Consider the following 17,595-nt stretch of genomic DNA (forward strand, 5'->3'; position numbering starts at 1 on the left):
GTGCATCGACCGGGGCCGGGCCCGAGGCGCGCCGGGCCACAGGATCCGTTCAGCCGCCCCGTGCGATTCATCTTTCGGCAGCAGGAACGGCCGAAGCTGCGCCGGGGGAAGGCAGTCGGGTCGAGCCATGGACGACGAACGCCAGAGCATGGGCGCCGCGGGGCTGGCGCTGCCGGATCTGCCGCCTGCCGCCCCAGCGCGGCGCGGCGGCCTGCGGATCGGCCTCGCCCTGGGCTCCGGGGCGGCGCGGGGCTGGGCCCATATCGGCGTGCTGCAGGCGCTCGCCGAGGCCGGGATCGAGCCCGACGTGATCGCCGGCTGCTCGGTCGGCGCGGTGGTCGGCGGCTGCTACGCGGCGGGCAAGCTCGACCGGATCGAGGCCTTCGCCCGCGCCCTGACGCGGCGGCGCATCCTCGGCCTGCTCGATTTCCAGCTCGGCGGGGCGGGCCTGATCGGCGGGGAGCGGCTGCGGGCGCTGCTCGACCGCGACCTCGGCGCCTATGCGGTGGGCGACCTGCCCCTGCGCTTCGCCGCCGTCGCCACCGAGATCGCGACCGGGCACGAGGTCTGGCTGACGCAAGGCTCCCTGGTCGACGCGATCCGCGCCTCCTACGCGCTGCCCGGGATCCTGGAGCCGCTCAATTCGGGCGGGCGGCTGCTGATGGACGGCGCCCTCGTCAACCCGATCCCAGTGACTTTGGCCCGCGCGCTCGGTGCGGACATCGTCATCTGCGTGAACCTCAATGGCGACCCGCGCACCCGCGGCACGGTGATCCCCGCCCATGGCTGCGCGCGTGCGCCGCAGGCCCCCGCCACCAGCGCGGCGGGCTGGTGGGCGCGGCTGCAGGCGCGGCGCGCCCTGCCGGAGCCGGCGCGCGCCCGGCCCGTGATGCGCGTGGCGCGGCCCGCGACGATCTTGACCGACGCCTTCAACATCGCCCAGGACCGCATCGCCCGCTCGCGCCTCGCCGGCGACCCGCCGGACCTGATGATCTCGCCGCGGCTTGCCGAGATCGGTCTGTTCGAGTTCCACCGCGCGGCCGAGACGATCGCGCTCGGCCGCCGCGCGACGGAGAAGCTCCTGCCCGAGATCCGGGAGGTGCTCGCCATCTATGAGGCGCGGGCCTGAGCGGCCGGGCCCGGCTGCCACGCGCCGCCGATGCAGGTGCCGAGTACGCCGAGGCCGGGATCGAGGGCGACGAGGTCGGCGGCATAGCCCGGCGCGGCGCGCCCGATCCCCCCGTCGAGGCCGAGGAAGCGGGCCGGCGTCGGGGCGGCCATGGCGAGGGCCTCCTCCAGGCTCGCGCCGCCGCGCGAAACCATGTGGCGGACCGCGCCCGCCATGGTGAGGGCCGAGCCGGCGAGCGTCCCGTCCGCGCTGGCGAGGCGGTCGCCATTCGGATGGGCCGTGCGGTGGATGGTGCGCCCGAACAGGGTGAAGCTCGCGCGCGCCTCCGGGTCGCCCACCGGCGGCATCGCGTCGGTGACGAGCATCAGCCGGCCCGGCCCCTTCATGCGCAGGGCCACGGCGAGCGCCTCGTCCCCGACATGGTGGCCGTCCGCGATGATGCCGGCGAAGGCGCCCGCCGCGGTGAGGGCGAGGCCGACCGCGCCGGGCTCGCGCGCGCTCATCTGCGACATGGCGTTGAACAGGTGCGTGAACCCGGCCAGCCCCTCGGCGAGGGCGGCGCGGATCGCCGGGCCCGGATCGGCCGTGTGGCCGGCGCAGACACGGGCGCCGCGGGCGACGAGGGCCGCGACGCTGCCCGGCGGCACCATTTCGGGGGCGAGGGTGACGAGGGTCACGCCCGCCGCGCCGAGGCCGGTGAGGAGCGCGACGTCCTCCGGCTCGAACCGCGCCAGCCGGGCGGGATCGTGGATGCCCGGCCGCTGCGGGCTGAGGAAGGGCCCCTCCAGATGGATGCCGAGGACGCCCGGAACGCCTGCCGCGATGGCGGCCGACACCGCTCCGACCGCCTGCCGGATCACCGGGCGCGTGTCGCTGATCAGTGTCGGCAGGAACGAGGTGGTGCCGCCGAGGCGGTGGGCTGCCCCGATCCGCGCGATCGCGGCCGGGCTCGGATCGTCGTTGAGGAGGACGCCGCCGCCGCCATTGACCTGCACGTCCACGAAGCCGGGGGCGAGGATCGCGCCGGGCGGCAGGCGGAGCAGCTTCAGGCCGGGGGGCGGCTCCGCCGTCACGTCGGCGATGAGGCCGCCGCGCATCACGACGGCGCGGTCGGCGAGGAAGCGCTCGCCGTCGAACAGGCGCTCGGCGGCGATGACGCTCTCGGGCGGGCTCACAGGGTCTCCGTCACCTTGGTGAGGCCCACGGGCGCGTCGGGGTCGAGCCCCCGGCGGCGGGCCTCGCGCTCGATGGCACGGTAGGCGGGCACGAGCATGGCGATGGGGTCGCAGGCCGGGTGGCCGGGGGCGAGCCAGGGCAGGCTGCCGCCGGGGCCGCCGCAGGCATGCACGCGCAAGGCCGCCTGCCGGAGGTCGGCGACGAGCGCGTCGATCCCCTCCGCGAGCGGGTCGTCCTGGCGGAGCGCCAAGACCGGCGTGGCGGCCGCGATGGCGGCGCGCGGCCCGTGGCGCAGCTCGGCGGCGCTGTAGCCGAGGGCCGGCAGGCGCAGGGTCTCGGCGAGCTTCAGCGCGATCTCGCGCACCGGCCCGAGCCCGAGCCCGCGGCCGGTGACGAAGGCGGCCGGCGCGTCCGCGAGGTCGGCGGCCCAGGCGCCCCAGTCGAGGGCGAGCGCGGCGGAGAGGCGGGGCGGCAGGGCGGCGAGGCCCCGGGCCAGCGCGCCGTCGCCGGCCCAGTGCGCGACGAGCGCCGCGCCCGCGACCAGGGAGTTCACCACCGTCTTCGTCGCCGCCACCGCGCGCTCCGGCCCGGCGCCGATCGGCAGGACGAGATCGGCCGCCTGCGCCGCGGGCGAGGCGGCATCGTTGAGGAGGGCGAGGGTCAGCGCCCCGCCCTCTCGCGCGGCGCGCGTCGCCGCGACGAGGTCCGGCGAGCGGCCGGATTGCGAGATGGTGACGAAGAGCGCGCCCTCCATCCGCGGCGGCCGGCCGTAGCCGGTGACGACGGAGGGGGCCGAAGCCGAGACGGGCAGGCCGAGGCGGGTCTCGATCAGGTAGCGGAGATGGACGCCGGCATGGCCCGAGCTGCCCCGGCCGCAGACCACCGCGAAGGGGAAGGCGCGGCCCCGCAGCGCCGCGGCGGCGCGCTCTGCCTCCGGCCAGGCGGCGCAGAGGGGGGCGGCGGCCTCGGGGATCTCGGCGATCTCGCGCGCCATGAAGCTTTCGGAGCTTTCGGAGACGCTTTCGGACGCGGCGGGCACGGGCGGGGCCCCGCTCATGCCGGCCCGGCGGCGGCGAGCGCCGCGCGCAGGTTTCCGCCGCTGCCCGCCAGCAGCCGGTCGGCCTCCGCGCGGGGCAGGCCGAGGGCGAGGAGCACCGCGCGCGGGATGTCGCCCTCCGCGGCGGCGAGGGCCTCGGCCGCCGCCTCGGCCTCGCAGCCGGCGATCTGCGCCACCATCGTGACGCCGCGGCGGCGCAGCTTGGTGTTGGTGGCGCGCATCGCGACCATGCGGCCGCGATAGACCCGCCCCAGCCGGATCATGATCAGCGTCGAGAGCAGGTTGAGCACGATCTTCTGCGCGGTTCCCGCCTTCAGCCGGGTCGAGCCGGCCACCGCCTCGGGCCCGGTCGCCACCAGGATCGGATGGGCGCTCTCGCGCAGGACCGGCGTGTCCGGGTTGTTGGCGATGCCGACGGTGACGGCGCCCCGCGCGCGGGCGCCGCGGAGCGCGGCGAGGGTGAAGGGCGTGGTCCCGCTCGCGGAGAGGCCGATCACCACATCCTCCGGCCGGATCTCCGCGCGCTCGACCCAGAGCGCCGCATCCTCCGTCCGGTCCTCGGCGCCCTCGACGGCCGTGACGAGCGCGCCCTCTCCGCCCGCGACGGCGAAGCCGAGGCGCTCCTCCGGCCAGTCGAAGGTGGGCGGCAGCTCGGCCCCGTCCTGCACGCCGATCCGTGCCGAGGTGCCCGCTCCGACATAGAGGAGGCGCCCGCCGCGGCGCAGGACGGCCTCGGCGGCTTCCGCCGCCGCAGCGATGGCGGGCAGCGCCGGGCCGATGGCGGCGACCGCCGCGAGCTGGCCCTCCCAGAGCGCCTGCAGGATGTCGGCGCTGCCCCAGGCATCGAGCTCGCTGAAACGGGGGCTGGCCCTCTCCGTGCTCATCCCTGGCTGTCCTCCGCAGGCTCCCGTGTAGAGAAACGGCGAAGGCGGTGGAACGCTCCGGGAAGTCCGGGATCCGAAAGGGGTCACCCCTTTCGCGGGTCCAGGGCAGAGCCCTGACAACCCACCCGAGGACCTCGTCCCTTCGGGACCCCGGACCGGGATTTCGTCCGCGGCGCGGCCTATATCCTCCGTCGCGCAGCGGCTGTCGCCGGCTGCGCATCGGGAGGTTCCCATGATCCGTGCATTCGGGAGCGGCGTCGCCGCCCTGGCCCTGCTGGCCTCGCTCGTCTCGGCCCAGGCCGCGGGCGAAGCGACCTATCGGGCCGAGCTGAAGGGTTCGAACGAGGTGCCCGCCAACACCAGCACCGGCAGCGGCGAGGTCACCGCGACCTACGACCCGGCGAGCCGGCAGCTCAGCTGGAAGGGCAGCTATAGCGGCCTGACCGGGCCGGCGACGGCGGCGCATTTCCACGGGCCCGCGGAGCCCGGCAAGAATGCCGGCGTGCTCGTCCCGGCCCCGGCGCCCGCCAGCCCCTTCTCCGGCTCGGCGACCCTCGACGAGGCGAAGGCGGCCGACCTCGCCGCCGGCAAGCTCTATTTCAACGTCCACACGGCGGCCAATCCGGGCGGCGAGATCCGCGGCCAGGTCGTGCCGGCGAAGTAGCGCCCGCGTCGGCATGGACGAACCGATTCCGCGCATGCCGACGTCCTTCTTCGCGCGGGGCGCCGCCGCGGTCGCGCCCGAGCTGATCGGCGCGCGCCTTTTCGTCGGGGAGACGGGCGGCCTCATCGTGGAGACGGAGGCCTACGACCGCACCGACCCGGCCTCGCACAGCTTCGCCGGGCCGAACCGGCGCAACGCCAGCATGTTCGGGCCGCCGGGCCACGCCTACATCTACCGCTCCTACGGCCTGCACTGGTGCCTCAACCTCGTCTGCGAGCCCGGCAGCGCGGTGCTGATCCGCGCGATCGAGCCGACGGAGGGCCTTGCCGCGATGGCGGCGCGCCGCGGAACCGCGGAGCCGCGCCTGCTCTGCGCTGGGCCGGGCCGCCTGTGCCAGGCGCTCGGCGTCACCGACGCCCTCGACGGTTGGCCGCTCGACCGGGCGCCCCTGCGGTTCGAGCCGCGCAGGGCGCCCGTGGCGGTCGAGGCCGGCCGCCGCATCGGCATCACCCGCGGCGCCGAGACGCCGTGGCGCTTCCTCCTCGCCGGCTCCCCCTTCGTCAGCCGGAAATTGTCGCGCGCCGAGCGGGCTGCGCTCTGAGACCGCGTCCTGTTGATCGGACCGGACGCGGTCTCGGCCAAGCCCGCGCGGCGCCTGAGCGAAGGCGACATCCGCCATCCCGAAGAGATCACCCGGATGTCGTATGAGAGCCTGTTCAGGGGGATCGGCCGGTCTCACCGCGATTCCGTTCGTCCCATCCGCCACCTCATCCCGAGGCGCCGCGTCAGCGGCCTCGGAGGCCTCCAGAAGCCCTGGTGTTCGCTGGAGGGCCCCTTCGAGGTCTCTGCCCTGCTGCGGCACCTCAGGACGAGATCGAGAAGGGGATCGACGGGGTCATCACCTGCATCAAATCCAATTGATGGGATCGATTGCCCCGGGGCGGCCCCTCTCCCGTACGGGATGTACAGACCGGAGAGATGGGGACCCGCACGGTAGCTTTGGAGGCATTGGGCAGATGGATATGTCCCGCGCGGGGAGCGGGAATCTCGCGGATCCCTCCATCCCTCAGCCGCGCAGCGGGTCGTTCTCCAGGCGGATCGGCTGGCCGTGCGGGGTCGCGGCGGCGGCCCGGATCCAGGCGTCGCTCCGCTCCGTCACGCCCTCCGGCAGGGCGATGCCGCGCTCGGCGAGCAGCCCTTCGAGGGCCGCGAGCCAGCGCCCGTAATCGGCGGGCGCCTCGGCATCGTCCTCGGGGCGGATCGCCCGGCCGAGCGCCTGCGCCCATTCGGACCAGGTGAAGAGCCCGGCATCGCGCAGGGAGACGACGAGGGCGAAGACCTGCGCCTCCCAGGGGGCGGCGAAGGGGCCGGGATCGGCGAGGCTCACGCGGCCTCCGGATCGAGATAGGGCTCGAAGGCCTCGACCATCACGCGCTGGTTCGGGTCGCCGTCGGGGCCCCACAGCTCGGACGCGGCGAAGCCCACCGTGTAGAGCCAGCGCGGGTTCTCACCGGCGCCCACCGCGTTGGTGTCCGGCAGGACGAAGGCGCCGTGCACGTGCTCGACCCGGCCGACATGGCCGCGGACGTAGCGCGGCAGGCGGGTATGGCCCTTCGGGTGGATATTGCGGGCGCGGACCGTGTCGCCCACCGCGAAGCGGGCGGGCGCTTGCGCCGGCCGGTCGCTCGGGAAGCCGGCGCGGAAGCGCGGGCCCAGGATGTCGGCGGTCAGCACCCGCGCGACCGGCCGGCCCGGCCCGGCGGAGACGCCGCTGCCCATCTCCTCCGGCGTGGCGAGCCCGTGCTCGGCCACCTGCTTCTCCAGGGCCTTCAGCCAGATCGCGTAGTAGCTCGACGCGAGGTACTCGGCCGGCGGCAGCGATTCGCGGGCGGCGCGCGAGCCGTCGAGGTTCCAGGTGCCGGTGAAGCCCATGGCGAGGGCGAGGGCGAAGACGCGCCGCTCCCAATCCGCGTGGAAGACGGGCTCGTCCGCCTCCGGCCGGACCGGCCCGAAGCCGTGCATGCCGCCGAGATCCTGCGCGCCGTTCATGCCGCCACCTCGCCCGGCAGCCGAGGAAGGCCGGTGCCGATCATCGCGTCGCGGGTGACGAGGGCGGCCAAAGCCGCCTCGTCCCAGCCCTCGGTGCCGGCGGGGCGCATGGGCAGGACCATGTAGCGGGTCTCGGCGGTGGAATCCCACACCGCGATGCGGGTCGCCTCCGGCAGGCTCACCCCGAACTCGGCGAGCACCCCGCGCGGGTCGCTCACCGCCCGCGCCCGGTAGGGCGGCGCCTTGTACCAGACCGGCGGCAGGCCGAGGACCGGCCAGGGATAGCAGGAGCACAGGGTGCAGACGACGAGGTTGTGGGTCTCGGGGGTGTTTGCGACCACCACCATGTGCTCGCCGCCTCGCCCGCCGATATCGAGTTCGGCGATGGCCGGCGTCGCGTCGGCGAGAAGCCGCGCCCGGTAATCCGGGTCGGTCCAGGCGCGGGCGACGACACGGGCGCCGTTATGCGGGCCGACCTTGGTCTCGTACATCTCGACGAGGGCGTCGAGGGCGGCCGGATCGACGTAGCCCTTCTCGACCAGGATCGATTCGAGCGCCCGAACCCGCGCCTCGATCGGCGAGAGCTCGCTGCCGTGCGCGTGATCGTGATGATGGTCGTGATCGTCGTGCGCCATGGGCACCTTCCTGCTTCACACCGAGATAGCCGCCTGCGGGCGCTGGTGCCAGTCGCTCGCCGGGGACAAGGCACGCCGGCTTGGTTCCGGGCTCTGCCCGGCCCCGCGAGAGGGGTGACCTCTCTCGACACCCGGACGTCCACGCGCCTTCGGCTCCGCGCGCCGCTGGCGCCGGAGGCTTGGCTGGAGGCGGGAGACGCGGGACGCCGCGGAACCCAAATGATGTGCGTACGGATACCGAGTTCCCCGGCGTCCCGCGGACGAGGGGGCGGTGATGCGCCGGCCTCGCCCGATTTGTCCGTCGCGGTCTCTTTCCACCTGCATCGACCCCGATCGTGGCGGGCTGCGTGGCTGCCGTAACCCGGCTCTCCCAGCCTCACCCCGGCAGACTTGAAGCGTCGTGCACCAGGCCTCGTATTGGGCCCGGCATCGGTTCCAACTTCCTCGTGCAGGCCGGACTATCGGCGCTGTCCCGTGTTCGTCCGGGCTGGCGCCGAGAACGGCCCTGTGTCGCGCAGAGGCGCCCGGGGCGCCGGCTGACCGGCCGGCGACGCGGGAACCGCTGCGCTGTCCTCGACCCGGGCCGTGGTCAGGCGGCCCGGGCTCCCTGCGCGCGGCGCGGCGGGTTGCAGGACCCGTCGCGCCGCGGGACAGCGCGTGCCAGCGATGTACGTGTTTTGTTCTCGCGTGTCAAGCTTTTTGTCTTAGGGCGGGTCTTTTTGCCCTGCCGCCACGCCCTCCCTCCCCCGCAGAGGGGGGAGGGAGGGCGCGGTTCCGGCTCTCCACCGTTGTCCGGATCCGGCGCGGGCCCCCTCTCCCCACACTTGGGACGGGCCCGACTTGGGTACGGGCAAGCGGATCTCGGGCAGGCCCGAGTTTCGTGAGGGCAGGCCTGTGCCTCCGGCGCGGCGCACGCGCGGGCGGCAACTCATGCTTGGCCGCAAGTCCCGCGCCGGATTCCCTTGCGGGCGGCGCAGGGCTGCGGCGGTGCCCGGGGCTTGCCGGCGCGCGCTTGCGCATCACCATGAGGGCTCGACCGGCGGAGAACCTGAGCCTTGTCCGACTCGATGAACGGCGCCGAGAGCCTCGTCCGCACCCTGGTGGCGGGCGGCGTCGAGGTCTGCTTCACCAATCCCGGCACCTCGGAGATGCATTTCGTGGCCGCCCTCGACCGGGTCGAGGGCATGGCCTGCGCGCTGTTCCTGTTCGAGGGCGGCGCCACGGGCGCGGCGGACGGCTATGCCCGCATGGCCGACAAGCCGGCCTCGACCCTGCTCCATCTCGGGCCCGGCCTCGCCAACGGGCTGGCCAACCTCCACAACGCCCGGCGCGCCCGCTCGATGATGGTCAACATCGTCGGCGAGCACGCCACCTATCACCGCCAGTACGACGCGCCCCTGACCTCGGACATCGAGGCGCTCGCCGGCACCGTCTCGGCCTGGACCCGCACCGGCACCAGCGCCGCCGAGATCGGCCGGGACGGGGCGGCGGCCATCGCGGCCGCCCGCACGGCGCCCGGCGGCATCGCCACCCTGATCCTGCCCGCCGACACCGCCTGGGAGCCCGGCGGCGGCATTGCGCCGGTGCCGGCGATCCCGGAGCGGGCGCGGGCCGCCGACGATGCCGTGCGGCAGGCGGCGGAGGCGCTGGCGAGCGGCGAGCCGGCGCTCCTGTTCCTCGGCGACCGCGCCGTGCGCGGAGAGGGCAAGCGCATCGCCGCCCGCATCGCGGCGAAGACCGGCGCGAAGCTCATGGCCATGCAGGCCAATGCCCGGATCGACCGCGGCGCCGGATCCGTGCCGATCGAGCGGCTGCCCTATCCGATCGACCAGGCCATCGCGGCGCTCGCGCCCTATCGCCGGGTGATCCTCGTCGGCGCCACCCGGCCGGTGGGCTTCTTCGCCTATCCCGGCAAGCCGAGCGTGCTGACGCACGAGGAGGCCGAGACGCTGACCCTCGCCACGCCCGAGGAGGACCAGATCGAGGCGCTGGAGCGCCTGGCCGAGGCGGTCGGCGCGCCGGCCGAGCTGGCGCTGCCGGCCGTGCCGCGCCCCACGCTGCCGGGCTCCGGCCGCCTCGAGGACGACGCGATCGGGCAGGTGCTCGGCGCCCTGATCCCCGAGGGGGCGGTGATCTGCGACGAATCGCTGACCACCGGGCGCAACTTCTTCGCCGCCACCCACGGGGCCGCGCCCCATAGCTGGCTCCAGCTCTCCGGCGGCTCGATCGGCGTCGGCATCCCGCTCGCCACCGGCGCGGCGCTCGCGGCCCGCGACCGCAAGGTCGTCAACCTGCAGGCCGACGGTAGCGCCCTCTACACCGCCCAGGCCCTCTGGACCCAGGCGCGCGAGCGCCTCGACGTGGTGACGCTGATCTGGTCGAATCGCGCCTACGCGATCCTGCGCGGCGAGCTCGCCAATGTCGGCGCGCTGAACCCGGGCCCGAAGGCCCTCGGCATGCTCACGCTGGACGATCCGCCGGTGGATTGGGTCAGCCTCGCCCGCGGCTACGGCGTCGAGGCGCGCCGCGTCGAGACGCTTGCCGCCTTCATCGACGTGTTCCGCCACGCGCTGGCGCAGCGCGGGCCGTTCCTGATCGAGGTCGCCCTGTAGACATCTGTGCGACTGCGCCGCGCCATGGAAGCGCGGCCGCGTATGCGGGGCGGCGCGCCGAGCCCCGATCCGGGGACCGAAAAGCCGTCATCCGGCTTCCTCAAAGATAGCATTCAATGCTGTCGACAGCATGCTGCGACGCAAAACAAATACTTAGGTAGAGATCGGTCTGGCCCCTTGCGTTGGGCATCCGTTCAGTTAACGTCCCGAACTTGCAACCCATGTTTCGAGCAGAAACGAACCGAAAGGAAGACTTTCGTCTCAAGGCGCCGCGTTTTGGAAAGATAAAATCCGCATCCCAACGACAATCAACGCAGGATGGCTCCGATGTCCGAGATGATTCGTGTCACCCCGACCCAGGACGGAACCTATACTGTCTATCGCGGAACGATTGCCTTGATCTCCGGCCTCACCCGGCTCCAGGCGGAGCGCTATGAGGCCAGCATCGCCCGCCAGCAGCAGGGCCTGCTCGCGGCTGGCAACTGAGCCGCCCAAGCCGGGCCTCGAGCCCGCATCCGAGCCGGGCCTCGGGCCCGCATCAGACCAGTGCCAGCGCGCCGAGATCGGCGACGTTCCCGTCGGGATCCATCCCGCGCTGGCGCGCCGTGATGACGTGCCGCCCCCCCTCCCGCACGAAGCTGAAGAGCAGGTAGGCCGCCCGCCGTGCCGGCGAGGGGCCGTGCGCGCCGGGCCGGGCCGAGGCGGAGGAGGCGCCGACCACCGGCACCGGCACCCCGTTCGGGCCGGTGAGCGCCGCGAGGCTGGTGACGTGGTTGTGGCCGTGCAGGATCAGCTCCGCCCCGGTCCGGGCGATCATCGCGGCGAGCGCCTTCGCATCCGTCAGTTCGCGCCCCGGCAGGGCGCCCCCCGGATGGGGCGGGTGGTGGATCAGCACCACCCGGCAGGGCCGGCCGGGCTCCGTGGCGAGCGCCCGCAGCACCGCCTCGGCGGCGGCGATCTGCGCCGGTCCGAGGCGTCCGCTCGCCACGAAGGGCTTGGTCGGGATCGCGGTCGAGAGGCCGATGATGGCGAGCGGCCCCCGCCGCCGCAGATAGGGGAAGCAGCCGCCGAGCCCGCCATCGTCCGCGGTCCAGCCATCGCAGGCGGCGAGCAGGCCTTCGAGCGAGCCGCGCACATAGGCGTCGTGGTTGCCCGGCACGAAGCTGACGGCCCCGGGCGCGCCGAGCGCCTCCAGGAAGACGCGGGCCGTCTCCCACTCGCTCGGCAGGCCGATATTGCAGAGGTCGCCGGTGCAGGCGATGTGGTCGGGATCCTGGGCGCGGAGATCCGCCACCAGGGCCGCGAGCACCTCCATGTCGTGGCTGCGCGAGCGGCCGCGGCGCCAGTTGGCATAGCCCGTGGCCCGCTTGCCGAGGAGCTGGCGCAGGCGCGGGCGCGAGAGCGGCCCCACATGCGGGTCGCTGAGATGGGCGAGGCGGAAGGGCGTGTCCGTCATCGGGGCCAGCGCATCGCGGCTCCGGGCCCGCGCGTCAAGCGGCTGCCCGTCGCCCCGCGCTCACGCGCTGCCGATCAGCATTCCCGTAACGAGCACCAGCGCCCCGCCCACCAGCACCTGCAGCGCGGCTCGCCCGAACGGCGTCGCCATGTAGCGGGTGCGGATCGCGGCGATCGCCACCAGCTCCACCGCCACCACGAGGATCGCGAGGCTCGTGGCGAGCCAGAAGGCGTTCGGCCAGGAATCCGGAATCGCGTAGGGCAGCGTATGGCCGAGGCCGCCGAGCGCCGTCATCGCGCCGCAGACGAGGCCGCGCATCCGGGGATCGCCGCGGCCGGTCACCTGGCCGTCGTCGGAGAGGGCCTCGGTCAGCCCCATGCTGATGCCGGCGCCGATCGAGGCGGCGAGGCCCACGAGGAAGGTCGGCCCGTTCGCCTGCGTGGCGAAGGCGGCGGCGAAGATCGGCGCCAGGGTCGAGACCGATCCGTCGATGAGCCCCGCGAGGCCCGGCTGCACGTAGCGCAGCACGAAGGCCCGGTGCCGCTCCGCCGCATCGTTCAGGGCGATGCCACCCTCCATACCCGCCGCCATATCCGTGATCCTTCCTGGAATGGTTCCAATCTATATCATGGAATCATTCCAAACAAGAGCCCCGGGACGATGCGGTGCGCCCGTGCATCGGTTGCGCCTGGGATACGGCCGGGGGTAGACAGCCCCGCCGACCTGCCGACCGACGCGGACGGATTGGCCCGCGACACCGGCCACAGACGCGCGACATGAGCCTCGCCAAACGCATCATCCGCCTGCCGGCGGTCCAGTCCCTGCTCGGCGCAGTCGCGGCCGGCTATCTCGGCCTCGTCCGGCGCACCAACCGGTTCACGGTGGAGCCCGCGGATGCCGATGCCGCACTCGACCGGAACACGCCCTTCATCGCGGGCATGTGGCACGGCCAGCACATCATGGTGTCCTTCGCGCGCCGCCCGCAGGACCGGATCGCCACGATCATCTCGCGCAACCCCGACGGCAACATCAACACGATCGCCCTGACCCGGATGGGCGTCCGGGTGATCCGCGCCTCGGGCGCGCGGGGCCGTGCCGTGCGGGACGCACGTGCCAAGGGTGGCGCCGAGGGCCTGCGCGCCATGCTGAAGGCCTTGAAGGCCGGCGAGACGGTGGCCTTCAGCGCCGACGTGCCGAAGGTCTCGCGCCGCGCCGATGCGGGCATCCTCACGCTCGCCCGCTTCTCCGGCCGGCCGATCGTGCCGGTCGCCGTGGTGACGAGCCGGCACCTGCGCTTCAACTCCTGGGACCGGGCCTGCCTCGGCCTGCCCTTCGGCCGCGGCGCCGTGGTGTTCGGCGAGCCGATCCTGGTGCCGCGCGAGGTCGAGCCCGACGCGTTCGAGGCGTTGCGCCTGCGCCTGGAGGTCGAGATGAACCGCGTGCACGACCGGGCCTACACCCTGGTCGGCCGGCCCGATCGGGTCGGCGCCCGCTGGCGCGAGGCCGCGGCGTGAGGGCTCCGCCCCTGACGCTGCCACTCCGGGCCTACCGGGCGGGTTTGCGCCTCGGCGAGCCGGCCGTGGCGGGGCTCCTCGCCTGGCGCGCGCGCCGCGGCAAGGAGGATCCGCGCCGCCTGTCCGAGCGCCGCGGCCTGCCGGGCCGGGCCCGCCCGGTGGGGCCCCTCGTCTGGATGCACGGGGCTAGCGTCGGCGAGGCGCTCTCCCTGGTCGGGCTGGTGGAGGGCATGATCGCTCGCGGCTTCTCGGTGCTGGTCACCACGGGCACGCGCACCGCGGCCGAGCTGATCGGCACGCGCCTGCCGGCGGGCGCCGTGCACCAGTACATGCCCCTCGACGCGCCGCGCTGGGTCGGGCGCTTCCTCGATCATTGGCAGCCGGACCTCGCGCTGGTGGCCGAATCGGAGATCTGGCCCAACGTCATCCTCGGCCTGCACGATCGCGGGATCCCGCTGATCCTGGTGAACGGCCGGATGTCGGAGCGCTCGCTCCGGGGCTGGGAGCGCTCGCCGCGCACCGCCGAGGCCTTGCTCGCGCGCATCGCGATCTGCCTCGCGCAGACGCAGGACGACGCCGCCCGCTTCGCCCGCCTCGGCGCGCCGCGGGTGAGCGTCGCGGGCAACCTCAAATACGATTCCGCCGTGCCCCCGGCCGACCGGCAGCAACTCGCCTATCTCGGCGAGATGATCGGCGAGCGGCCCGTCTGGATCGCGGCGAGCACCCATGCCGGCGAAGAGGTGGCGGCGGTCTCCGCCCACGCGCAGCTCAAGAGCCGCTTCCCCGATCTCCTCACCCTGATCGCCCCGCGCCATCCGGGCCGCGGGCCGGAGGCGGCGGCGCGGGCCGCGGAGGCTGGCCTGCGCAGCGCGCGCCGCGCGGCGGGCGGGCGTCCGCATCCGGGCGTCGACGTCTACGTCGCCGACACGGTGGGCGAGCTCGGCCTGTTCTACCGTCTCAGCCCCGTCGCCTTCCTCGGCGGCTCGCTGGTGTCGCGCGGCGGCCAGAACCCGATCGAGCCCCTGCGCCTCGATGCGGCGGTGCTGCACGGGCCGCACATCCAGAACTTCGCCGAGGTCTACCGCGCCCTCGACGCGGCCGGCGGCGCACTGGCGGTGAGCGACGGGCGCGAGCTCGCCGCGAGCCTCGGCGACCTCCTCGCCGAGCCCGCCCGCGCCCGCGCCGTCGCGGAGGCCGGGCAGCGAGCGCTGCGCCCCTTCGAGGGGGCTGTGACGCGGACGCTGGCGGTGCTCGACCCGTTCGTGGCGCAGATGAAGCTCGCGGCCTTGCAGGGCTGATGCGCCCGCCCGCCTTCTGGGACGGCCCGCCGAACCACCCCGCCGCCCTGGCTCTGGCGCCGGCCGCCGCGCTCTACGGCCGGATGACGGCCGCGCGGATGGACCGGCCGGGCCGGCCCGGGCCCTGCCCGGTCCTCTGCCTCGGCAACTTCACCCTGGGCGGCGCCGGCAAGACGCCTGCCGCCCTGGCGCTGGCCGGGATCCTGCGCGGCCTCGGGCGGGCGCCCGCCTTCCTCAGCCGCGGCTATGGCGGGCGGCTTCCCGGCCCGGTCCTGGTCGATCCGGCCCGCCACGGCTTCGCCGATGTGGGCGACGAGCCGCTGCTGCTGGCCCGCCTCGCCCCCGCGGTGGTCGCCCGCGACCGCGCGGCCGGAGCCGGCCTCTGCGCCGCCTCCGGCGCCGACGCGGTGGTGATGGATGACGGCCTGCAGAATCCCGGCCTCGCCAAGGACTTGGCGCTGGCCGTGGTCGATGCCGGCAGCGGGGTCGGCAACGGCCGGACCTTCCCGGCCGGCCCCCTGCGCGCGCCGCTGGCGCGGCAATGGCGCCACGTCGCCGGGCTGATCCTCGTCGGCTCGGGCGAGCCGGGCGAGCGGGTCGCCGCGGAGGCCGAGGCGCGGGGATTGCCGGTGCACCGGGCCGTGCTGGAGCCGGAGGGCGCCGGGCTCGCCGGCCGCCGCGTGCTGGCCTTCGCCGGGATCGGCCGGCCGCGGAAATTCTTCGCGACCCTGTCCGCCTGCGGCGCGGAGATCGCCGCCGCCCGTCCCTTCCCCGACCACCACGCCTATGGCGCGGGCGATCTCGCGGCGCTGACGGCCGAGGCGGATCGGCTCGGTGCGGATCTCGTCACCACCGAGAAGGACGCCGTGCGCCTGCCCGCCGGGTTCGGCGCCCGGATCCTGCCCGTGCGCCTGCGCTTCGCCGACCCGGAGGCGATCCGGGCGCAGGTCGCGGCCGCCCTCGCGCGCTGACGGCCGGAACGGCTCATGCCGCGCCGGGGGTGATCACCTCGGGGTGATCGCTTCGGGGGGATCGTTTCGGTCGGCATCGCATCCTCTCCCCGCGAGTGGGGCGGGGGATCGACGGCGACCGGGTCGGATCAATCGATCCGCGCGACATCCCCTGCGGCCTGCACGGCGGCGGGCGCGCGCACCGCCTCCAGCACGAAGACGCGGATCGCCGAGGACAGGTTCTGGCCCCCGCGCCCCGCATCGATCGCCCCGATCAGGGCCTGGACCGAAAGGCTGCGGGCCACGGCGACGGCGCGCAGGGCCTCCCAGAACGGCTCCTCCAGCGAGACGCTGGTCGGGTGCCCGGCGATCATCACCGAGCGCTTGCGGATGCCGCTCACGCCTCGGGTTCGTCCCGCTCGAGGCGGTGGCCTTCATGGCGCGTCTCTTCGAGCACCTTGCGCTTCTCCTGAAGGGTCCTGGCCTTCTTGGGTCGGCCGAAGGCGACGCGGTTCTCGGCCGCCTGGGCCTCCTTCGCGGCGCGCTCGCGTGCCTTGCGGGCCTGGCGCAGGTTGATGACCTCACCCATCGCATCCGCCTCCCGTTCAAGGCCGGCGCGAGCCTCGCGCCGGCCGGATGTCTCCTCTTACGCCTCGGCGCTGGGGGCCAGCATGGTCTCCGGGCGCACCACGCGCTCGAACTCCTCCTCGGTGACGTAGCCGAGGCGGAGCGCCTCCTGCTTGAGGGTGGTGCCGTTCTTGTGGGCGGTCTTGGCGATCTCCGCGGCCTTGTCGTAGCCGATCGTGGGGGCGAGCGCCGTGACGAGCATCAGCGAGCGGCTCATCAGGTCGGCGATCTTGTCCTCGTTGGCCTTGATGCCGACCACGCAATTGTCGGTGAAGCTGATCGCGGCGTCGGCGAGCAGGCGCACAGATTGCAGCACGGCGTTGGCGATCACCGGCTTGAACACGTTGAGCTCGAAATTGCCCTGGGAGCCGGCGAAGCTCACCGTGGTGCCGTTGCCGATCACCTGGGCGCAGACCATGGTCAGCGCCTCGCACTGGGTCGGGTTGACCTTGCCCGGCATGATCGAGGAGCCGGGCTCGTTCTCCGGCAGCGACAATTCGCCGAGGCCCGAGCGCGGGCCCGAGCCGAGGAAGCGGATGTCCTGCGCGATCTTGAACAGGCCGGCGGCGAGCGCCTGGAGCGCGCCTTGCGTGAACACGAGCGCGTCGTGGGTGGCGAGCGCCTCGAACTTGTTCTCGGCCGAGGTGAAGGGCAGCCCGGTCAGCTCGGCGACCTTGGCCGCGAACCGCTCGGCGAATTCCGGATGCGCGTTGAGGCCGGTGCCGACCGCGGTGCCGCCCTGCGCCAGCGCCAGCACGCCGGGCAGCGTCGCGGCGACGCGCGCGCCGCCGAGCGCGACCTGGGCGGTGTAGCCGGAGAATTCCTGGCCGAGCGAGACCGGGGTCGCGTCCTGCAGGTGGGTGCGGCCGATCTTGACGATCGATTCGAAGGCCTGGGCCTTGGCGTCGAGCGCCCCGTGCAGGTGGGACAGCGCCGGCAGCAGGCGCTCCTGGATCTCGCGGGCCACCGCGATGTGCATCGCGGTCGGGAAGACGTCGTTCGAGGACTGGCCGCGGTTGCAATGGTCGTTCGGATGGACCGGCGACTTGCCGCCGCGCTTGCCTCCGAGCCGCTCGTTGGCGAGGCTCGCGATCACCTCGTTGGCGTTCATGTTGGACTGCGTGCCCGAGCCGGTCTGGTAGATGACCAGCGGGAACTCGTCGTCGTGGCGCCCCGCCACCACCTCGGCGGCCGATTCGGCGATCGCGTCGGCGACCTTCGGGTCGAGGCCGCCGAGATCCTTGTTCACCAGCGCCGCCGCCTGCTTCACGAGGCCGAGCGCGTGCACCAGCGGGGCCGGCATCCGGTCGGTGCCGATCTTGAAGTTCTGGATCGAGCGCTGGGTCTGCGCGCCCCAGTACCGGTGGGCCGGGACCTCGATCGGGCCGAACGTATCGGATTCCGTGCGGGTGGCGGTCTCGGTGGGCGACATCGTGGCCTCTACGTCTGGTGCAGTGCGGCACCTACTTAGCGAAGGCGGGACGGAAACGCGAACGCGCCGCGCAGCCGCCCTGACAAACTCCGCGACCTGTAGGTCGCCCTGG

18 protein-coding genes and 1 pseudogene are annotated in these 17,595 nt (G+C 74.1%); 8 read left to right on the top strand and 11 right to left on the bottom strand.

Translation table 11 applies throughout. The annotated features are described in order from the left end of the window. Window positions 1–127: 127 nt before the first annotated feature. Entirely contained in the window at window positions 128–1,129 is a 1,002-nt protein-coding gene (locus MTDSW087_RS06855) for a patatin-like phospholipase family protein (RefSeq protein WP_144761950.1), read from the top strand. Here the strand turns inward: MTDSW087_RS06855 and nagA are convergent. From nagA to MTDSW087_RS06870, 3 genes are read right to left on the bottom strand one after another with little or no spacing between them, the layout of a single operon-like run. Continuing rightward, window positions 1,111–2,304, bottom strand: coding sequence for an N-acetylglucosamine-6-phosphate deacetylase (gene nagA, locus MTDSW087_RS06860; RefSeq protein WP_144761953.1), 1,194 nt, complete (start codon window positions 2,302–2,304; stop codon window positions 1,111–1,113). The genes MTDSW087_RS06855 and nagA overlap by 19 nt on opposite strands. After that, window positions 2,301–3,299, bottom strand: coding sequence for an SIS domain-containing protein (locus MTDSW087_RS06865; protein WP_186383757.1), 999 nt, complete (start codon window positions 3,297–3,299; stop codon window positions 2,301–2,303). Before MTDSW087_RS06865 ends, nagA begins: the two co-directional genes overlap by 4 nt. A 59-nt stretch (window positions 3,300–3,358) precedes the next feature. Continuing rightward, entirely contained in the window at window positions 3,359–4,246 is an 888-nt protein-coding gene (locus tag MTDSW087_RS06870) for an N-acetylmuramic acid 6-phosphate etherase (protein ID WP_144761959.1), read from the bottom strand. A 232-nt stretch (window positions 4,247–4,478) separates the two neighbouring features. Here MTDSW087_RS06870 and MTDSW087_RS06875 point away from each other — a divergent pair, with 232 nt between their 5' ends. Beyond that, window positions 4,479–4,910: a CHRD domain-containing protein gene (locus tag MTDSW087_RS06875; protein ID WP_144761962.1), complete on the top strand. Its 432-nt coding sequence runs from the start codon at window positions 4,479–4,481 to the stop codon at window positions 4,908–4,910. A 34-nt stretch (window positions 4,911–4,944) separates the two neighbouring features. Then, complete coding sequence (locus tag MTDSW087_RS06880) at window positions 4,945–5,511, top strand: DNA-3-methyladenine glycosylase (RefSeq protein WP_144761965.1); 567 nt, start codon at window positions 4,945–4,947, stop codon at window positions 5,509–5,511. 465 nt (window positions 5,512–5,976) lie between these two features. Here MTDSW087_RS06880 and MTDSW087_RS06885 read toward each other — a convergent pair whose 3' ends face one another. The 3 genes from MTDSW087_RS06885 to nthA are packed head-to-tail and all read right to left on the bottom strand — an operon-like array spanning window position 5,977 to window position 7,594. Beyond that, window positions 5,977–6,297, bottom strand: a complete 321-nt coding sequence (locus MTDSW087_RS06885; protein WP_144761969.1) for a nitrile hydratase accessory protein — start codon at window positions 6,295–6,297, stop codon at window positions 5,977–5,979. After that, window positions 6,294–6,959: a nitrile hydratase subunit beta gene (gene nthB, locus MTDSW087_RS06890; RefSeq protein ID WP_144761972.1), complete on the bottom strand. Its 666-nt coding sequence runs from the start codon at window positions 6,957–6,959 to the stop codon at window positions 6,294–6,296. Before nthB ends, MTDSW087_RS06885 begins: the two co-directional genes overlap by 4 nt. Beyond that, entirely contained in the window at window positions 6,956–7,594 is a 639-nt protein-coding gene (gene nthA, locus MTDSW087_RS06895) for a nitrile hydratase subunit alpha (RefSeq protein ID WP_144761975.1), read from the bottom strand. The genes nthB and nthA overlap by 4 nt, the downstream gene beginning before the upstream one ends. Before the next feature lie 1,067 nt (window positions 7,595–8,661). Between nthA and MTDSW087_RS06900 the strand changes: the two genes are divergently transcribed. Both MTDSW087_RS06900 and MTDSW087_RS30020 read left to right on the top strand, forming a co-directional pair. Then, window positions 8,662–10,206, top strand: a complete 1,545-nt coding sequence (locus MTDSW087_RS06900; RefSeq protein WP_144762096.1) for an acetolactate synthase large subunit — start codon at window positions 8,662–8,664, stop codon at window positions 10,204–10,206. A gap of 327 nt (window positions 10,207–10,533) precedes the next feature. After that, window positions 10,534–10,692 carry a hypothetical protein gene (locus tag MTDSW087_RS30020; RefSeq protein WP_186383758.1) on the top strand — a complete coding sequence of 53 codons (159 nt, stop codon included), beginning with the start codon at window positions 10,534–10,536 and terminating at the stop codon, window positions 10,690–10,692. A 52-nt stretch (window positions 10,693–10,744) separates the two neighbouring features. Here the strand turns inward: MTDSW087_RS30020 and MTDSW087_RS06905 are convergent, their stop codons facing one another. Together MTDSW087_RS06905 and MTDSW087_RS06910 are read right to left on the bottom strand one after the other, a co-directional pair. After that, window positions 10,745–11,662, bottom strand: a complete 918-nt coding sequence (locus MTDSW087_RS06905; RefSeq protein WP_144761978.1) for a metallophosphoesterase family protein — start codon at window positions 11,660–11,662, stop codon at window positions 10,745–10,747. Between the two features lie 60 nt (window positions 11,663–11,722). Continuing rightward, window positions 11,723–12,214 (bottom strand): annotated as a pseudogene (locus tag MTDSW087_RS06910) (VIT1/CCC1 transporter family protein); the annotation flags it as partial. A 224-nt stretch (window positions 12,215–12,438) separates the two neighbouring features. Here MTDSW087_RS06910 and MTDSW087_RS06915 point away from each other — a divergent pair. Genes MTDSW087_RS06915 through lpxK form a run of 3 tightly spaced genes read left to right on the top strand, consistent with a single transcriptional unit; the run spans window position 12,439 to window position 15,445 of the window. Beyond that, a complete protein-coding gene (locus MTDSW087_RS06915) occupies window positions 12,439–13,176 on the top strand; it encodes a lysophospholipid acyltransferase family protein (RefSeq protein WP_144761981.1) in 738 nt (245 codons plus the stop codon). Further along, the gene (locus MTDSW087_RS06920) at window positions 13,173–14,474 is read left to right on the top strand and encodes a 3-deoxy-D-manno-octulosonic acid transferase (protein WP_144761984.1); all 1,302 of its coding nucleotides are present in this window, start codon (window positions 13,173–13,175) and stop codon (window positions 14,472–14,474) included. Before MTDSW087_RS06915 ends, MTDSW087_RS06920 begins: the two co-directional genes overlap by 4 nt. Next, window positions 14,474–15,445, top strand: a complete 972-nt coding sequence (lpxK, locus tag MTDSW087_RS06925; RefSeq protein WP_144761987.1) for a tetraacyldisaccharide 4'-kinase — start codon at window positions 14,474–14,476, stop codon at window positions 15,443–15,445. The genes MTDSW087_RS06920 and lpxK overlap by 1 nt, the downstream gene beginning before the upstream one ends. Before the next feature lie 128 nt (window positions 15,446–15,573). Here the strand turns inward: lpxK and MTDSW087_RS06930 are convergent, their stop codons facing one another. From MTDSW087_RS06930 to fumC, 3 genes are read right to left on the bottom strand one after another with little or no spacing between them, the layout of a single operon-like run. Further along, complete coding sequence (locus tag MTDSW087_RS06930) at window positions 15,574–15,825, bottom strand: ribbon-helix-helix domain-containing protein (protein ID WP_280525254.1); 252 nt, start codon at window positions 15,823–15,825, stop codon at window positions 15,574–15,576. Continuing rightward, window positions 15,822–16,013 (bottom strand): DUF4169 family protein, encoded by a 192-nt coding sequence (locus MTDSW087_RS06935; RefSeq protein ID WP_144761990.1) that lies wholly within the window; start codon window positions 16,011–16,013, stop codon window positions 15,822–15,824. The genes MTDSW087_RS06930 and MTDSW087_RS06935 overlap by 4 nt, the downstream gene beginning before the upstream one ends. Before the next feature lie 57 nt (window positions 16,014–16,070). After that, entirely contained in the window at window positions 16,071–17,483 is a 1,413-nt protein-coding gene (gene fumC / locus MTDSW087_RS06940) for a class II fumarate hydratase (RefSeq protein WP_144761993.1), read from the bottom strand. Between the last annotated feature and the right edge of the window lie 112 nt (window positions 17,484–17,595).

Source organism: Methylobacterium dankookense, assembly GCF_902141855.1.
Lineage (GTDB): Bacteria > Pseudomonadota > Alphaproteobacteria > Rhizobiales > Beijerinckiaceae > Methylobacterium > Methylobacterium dankookense.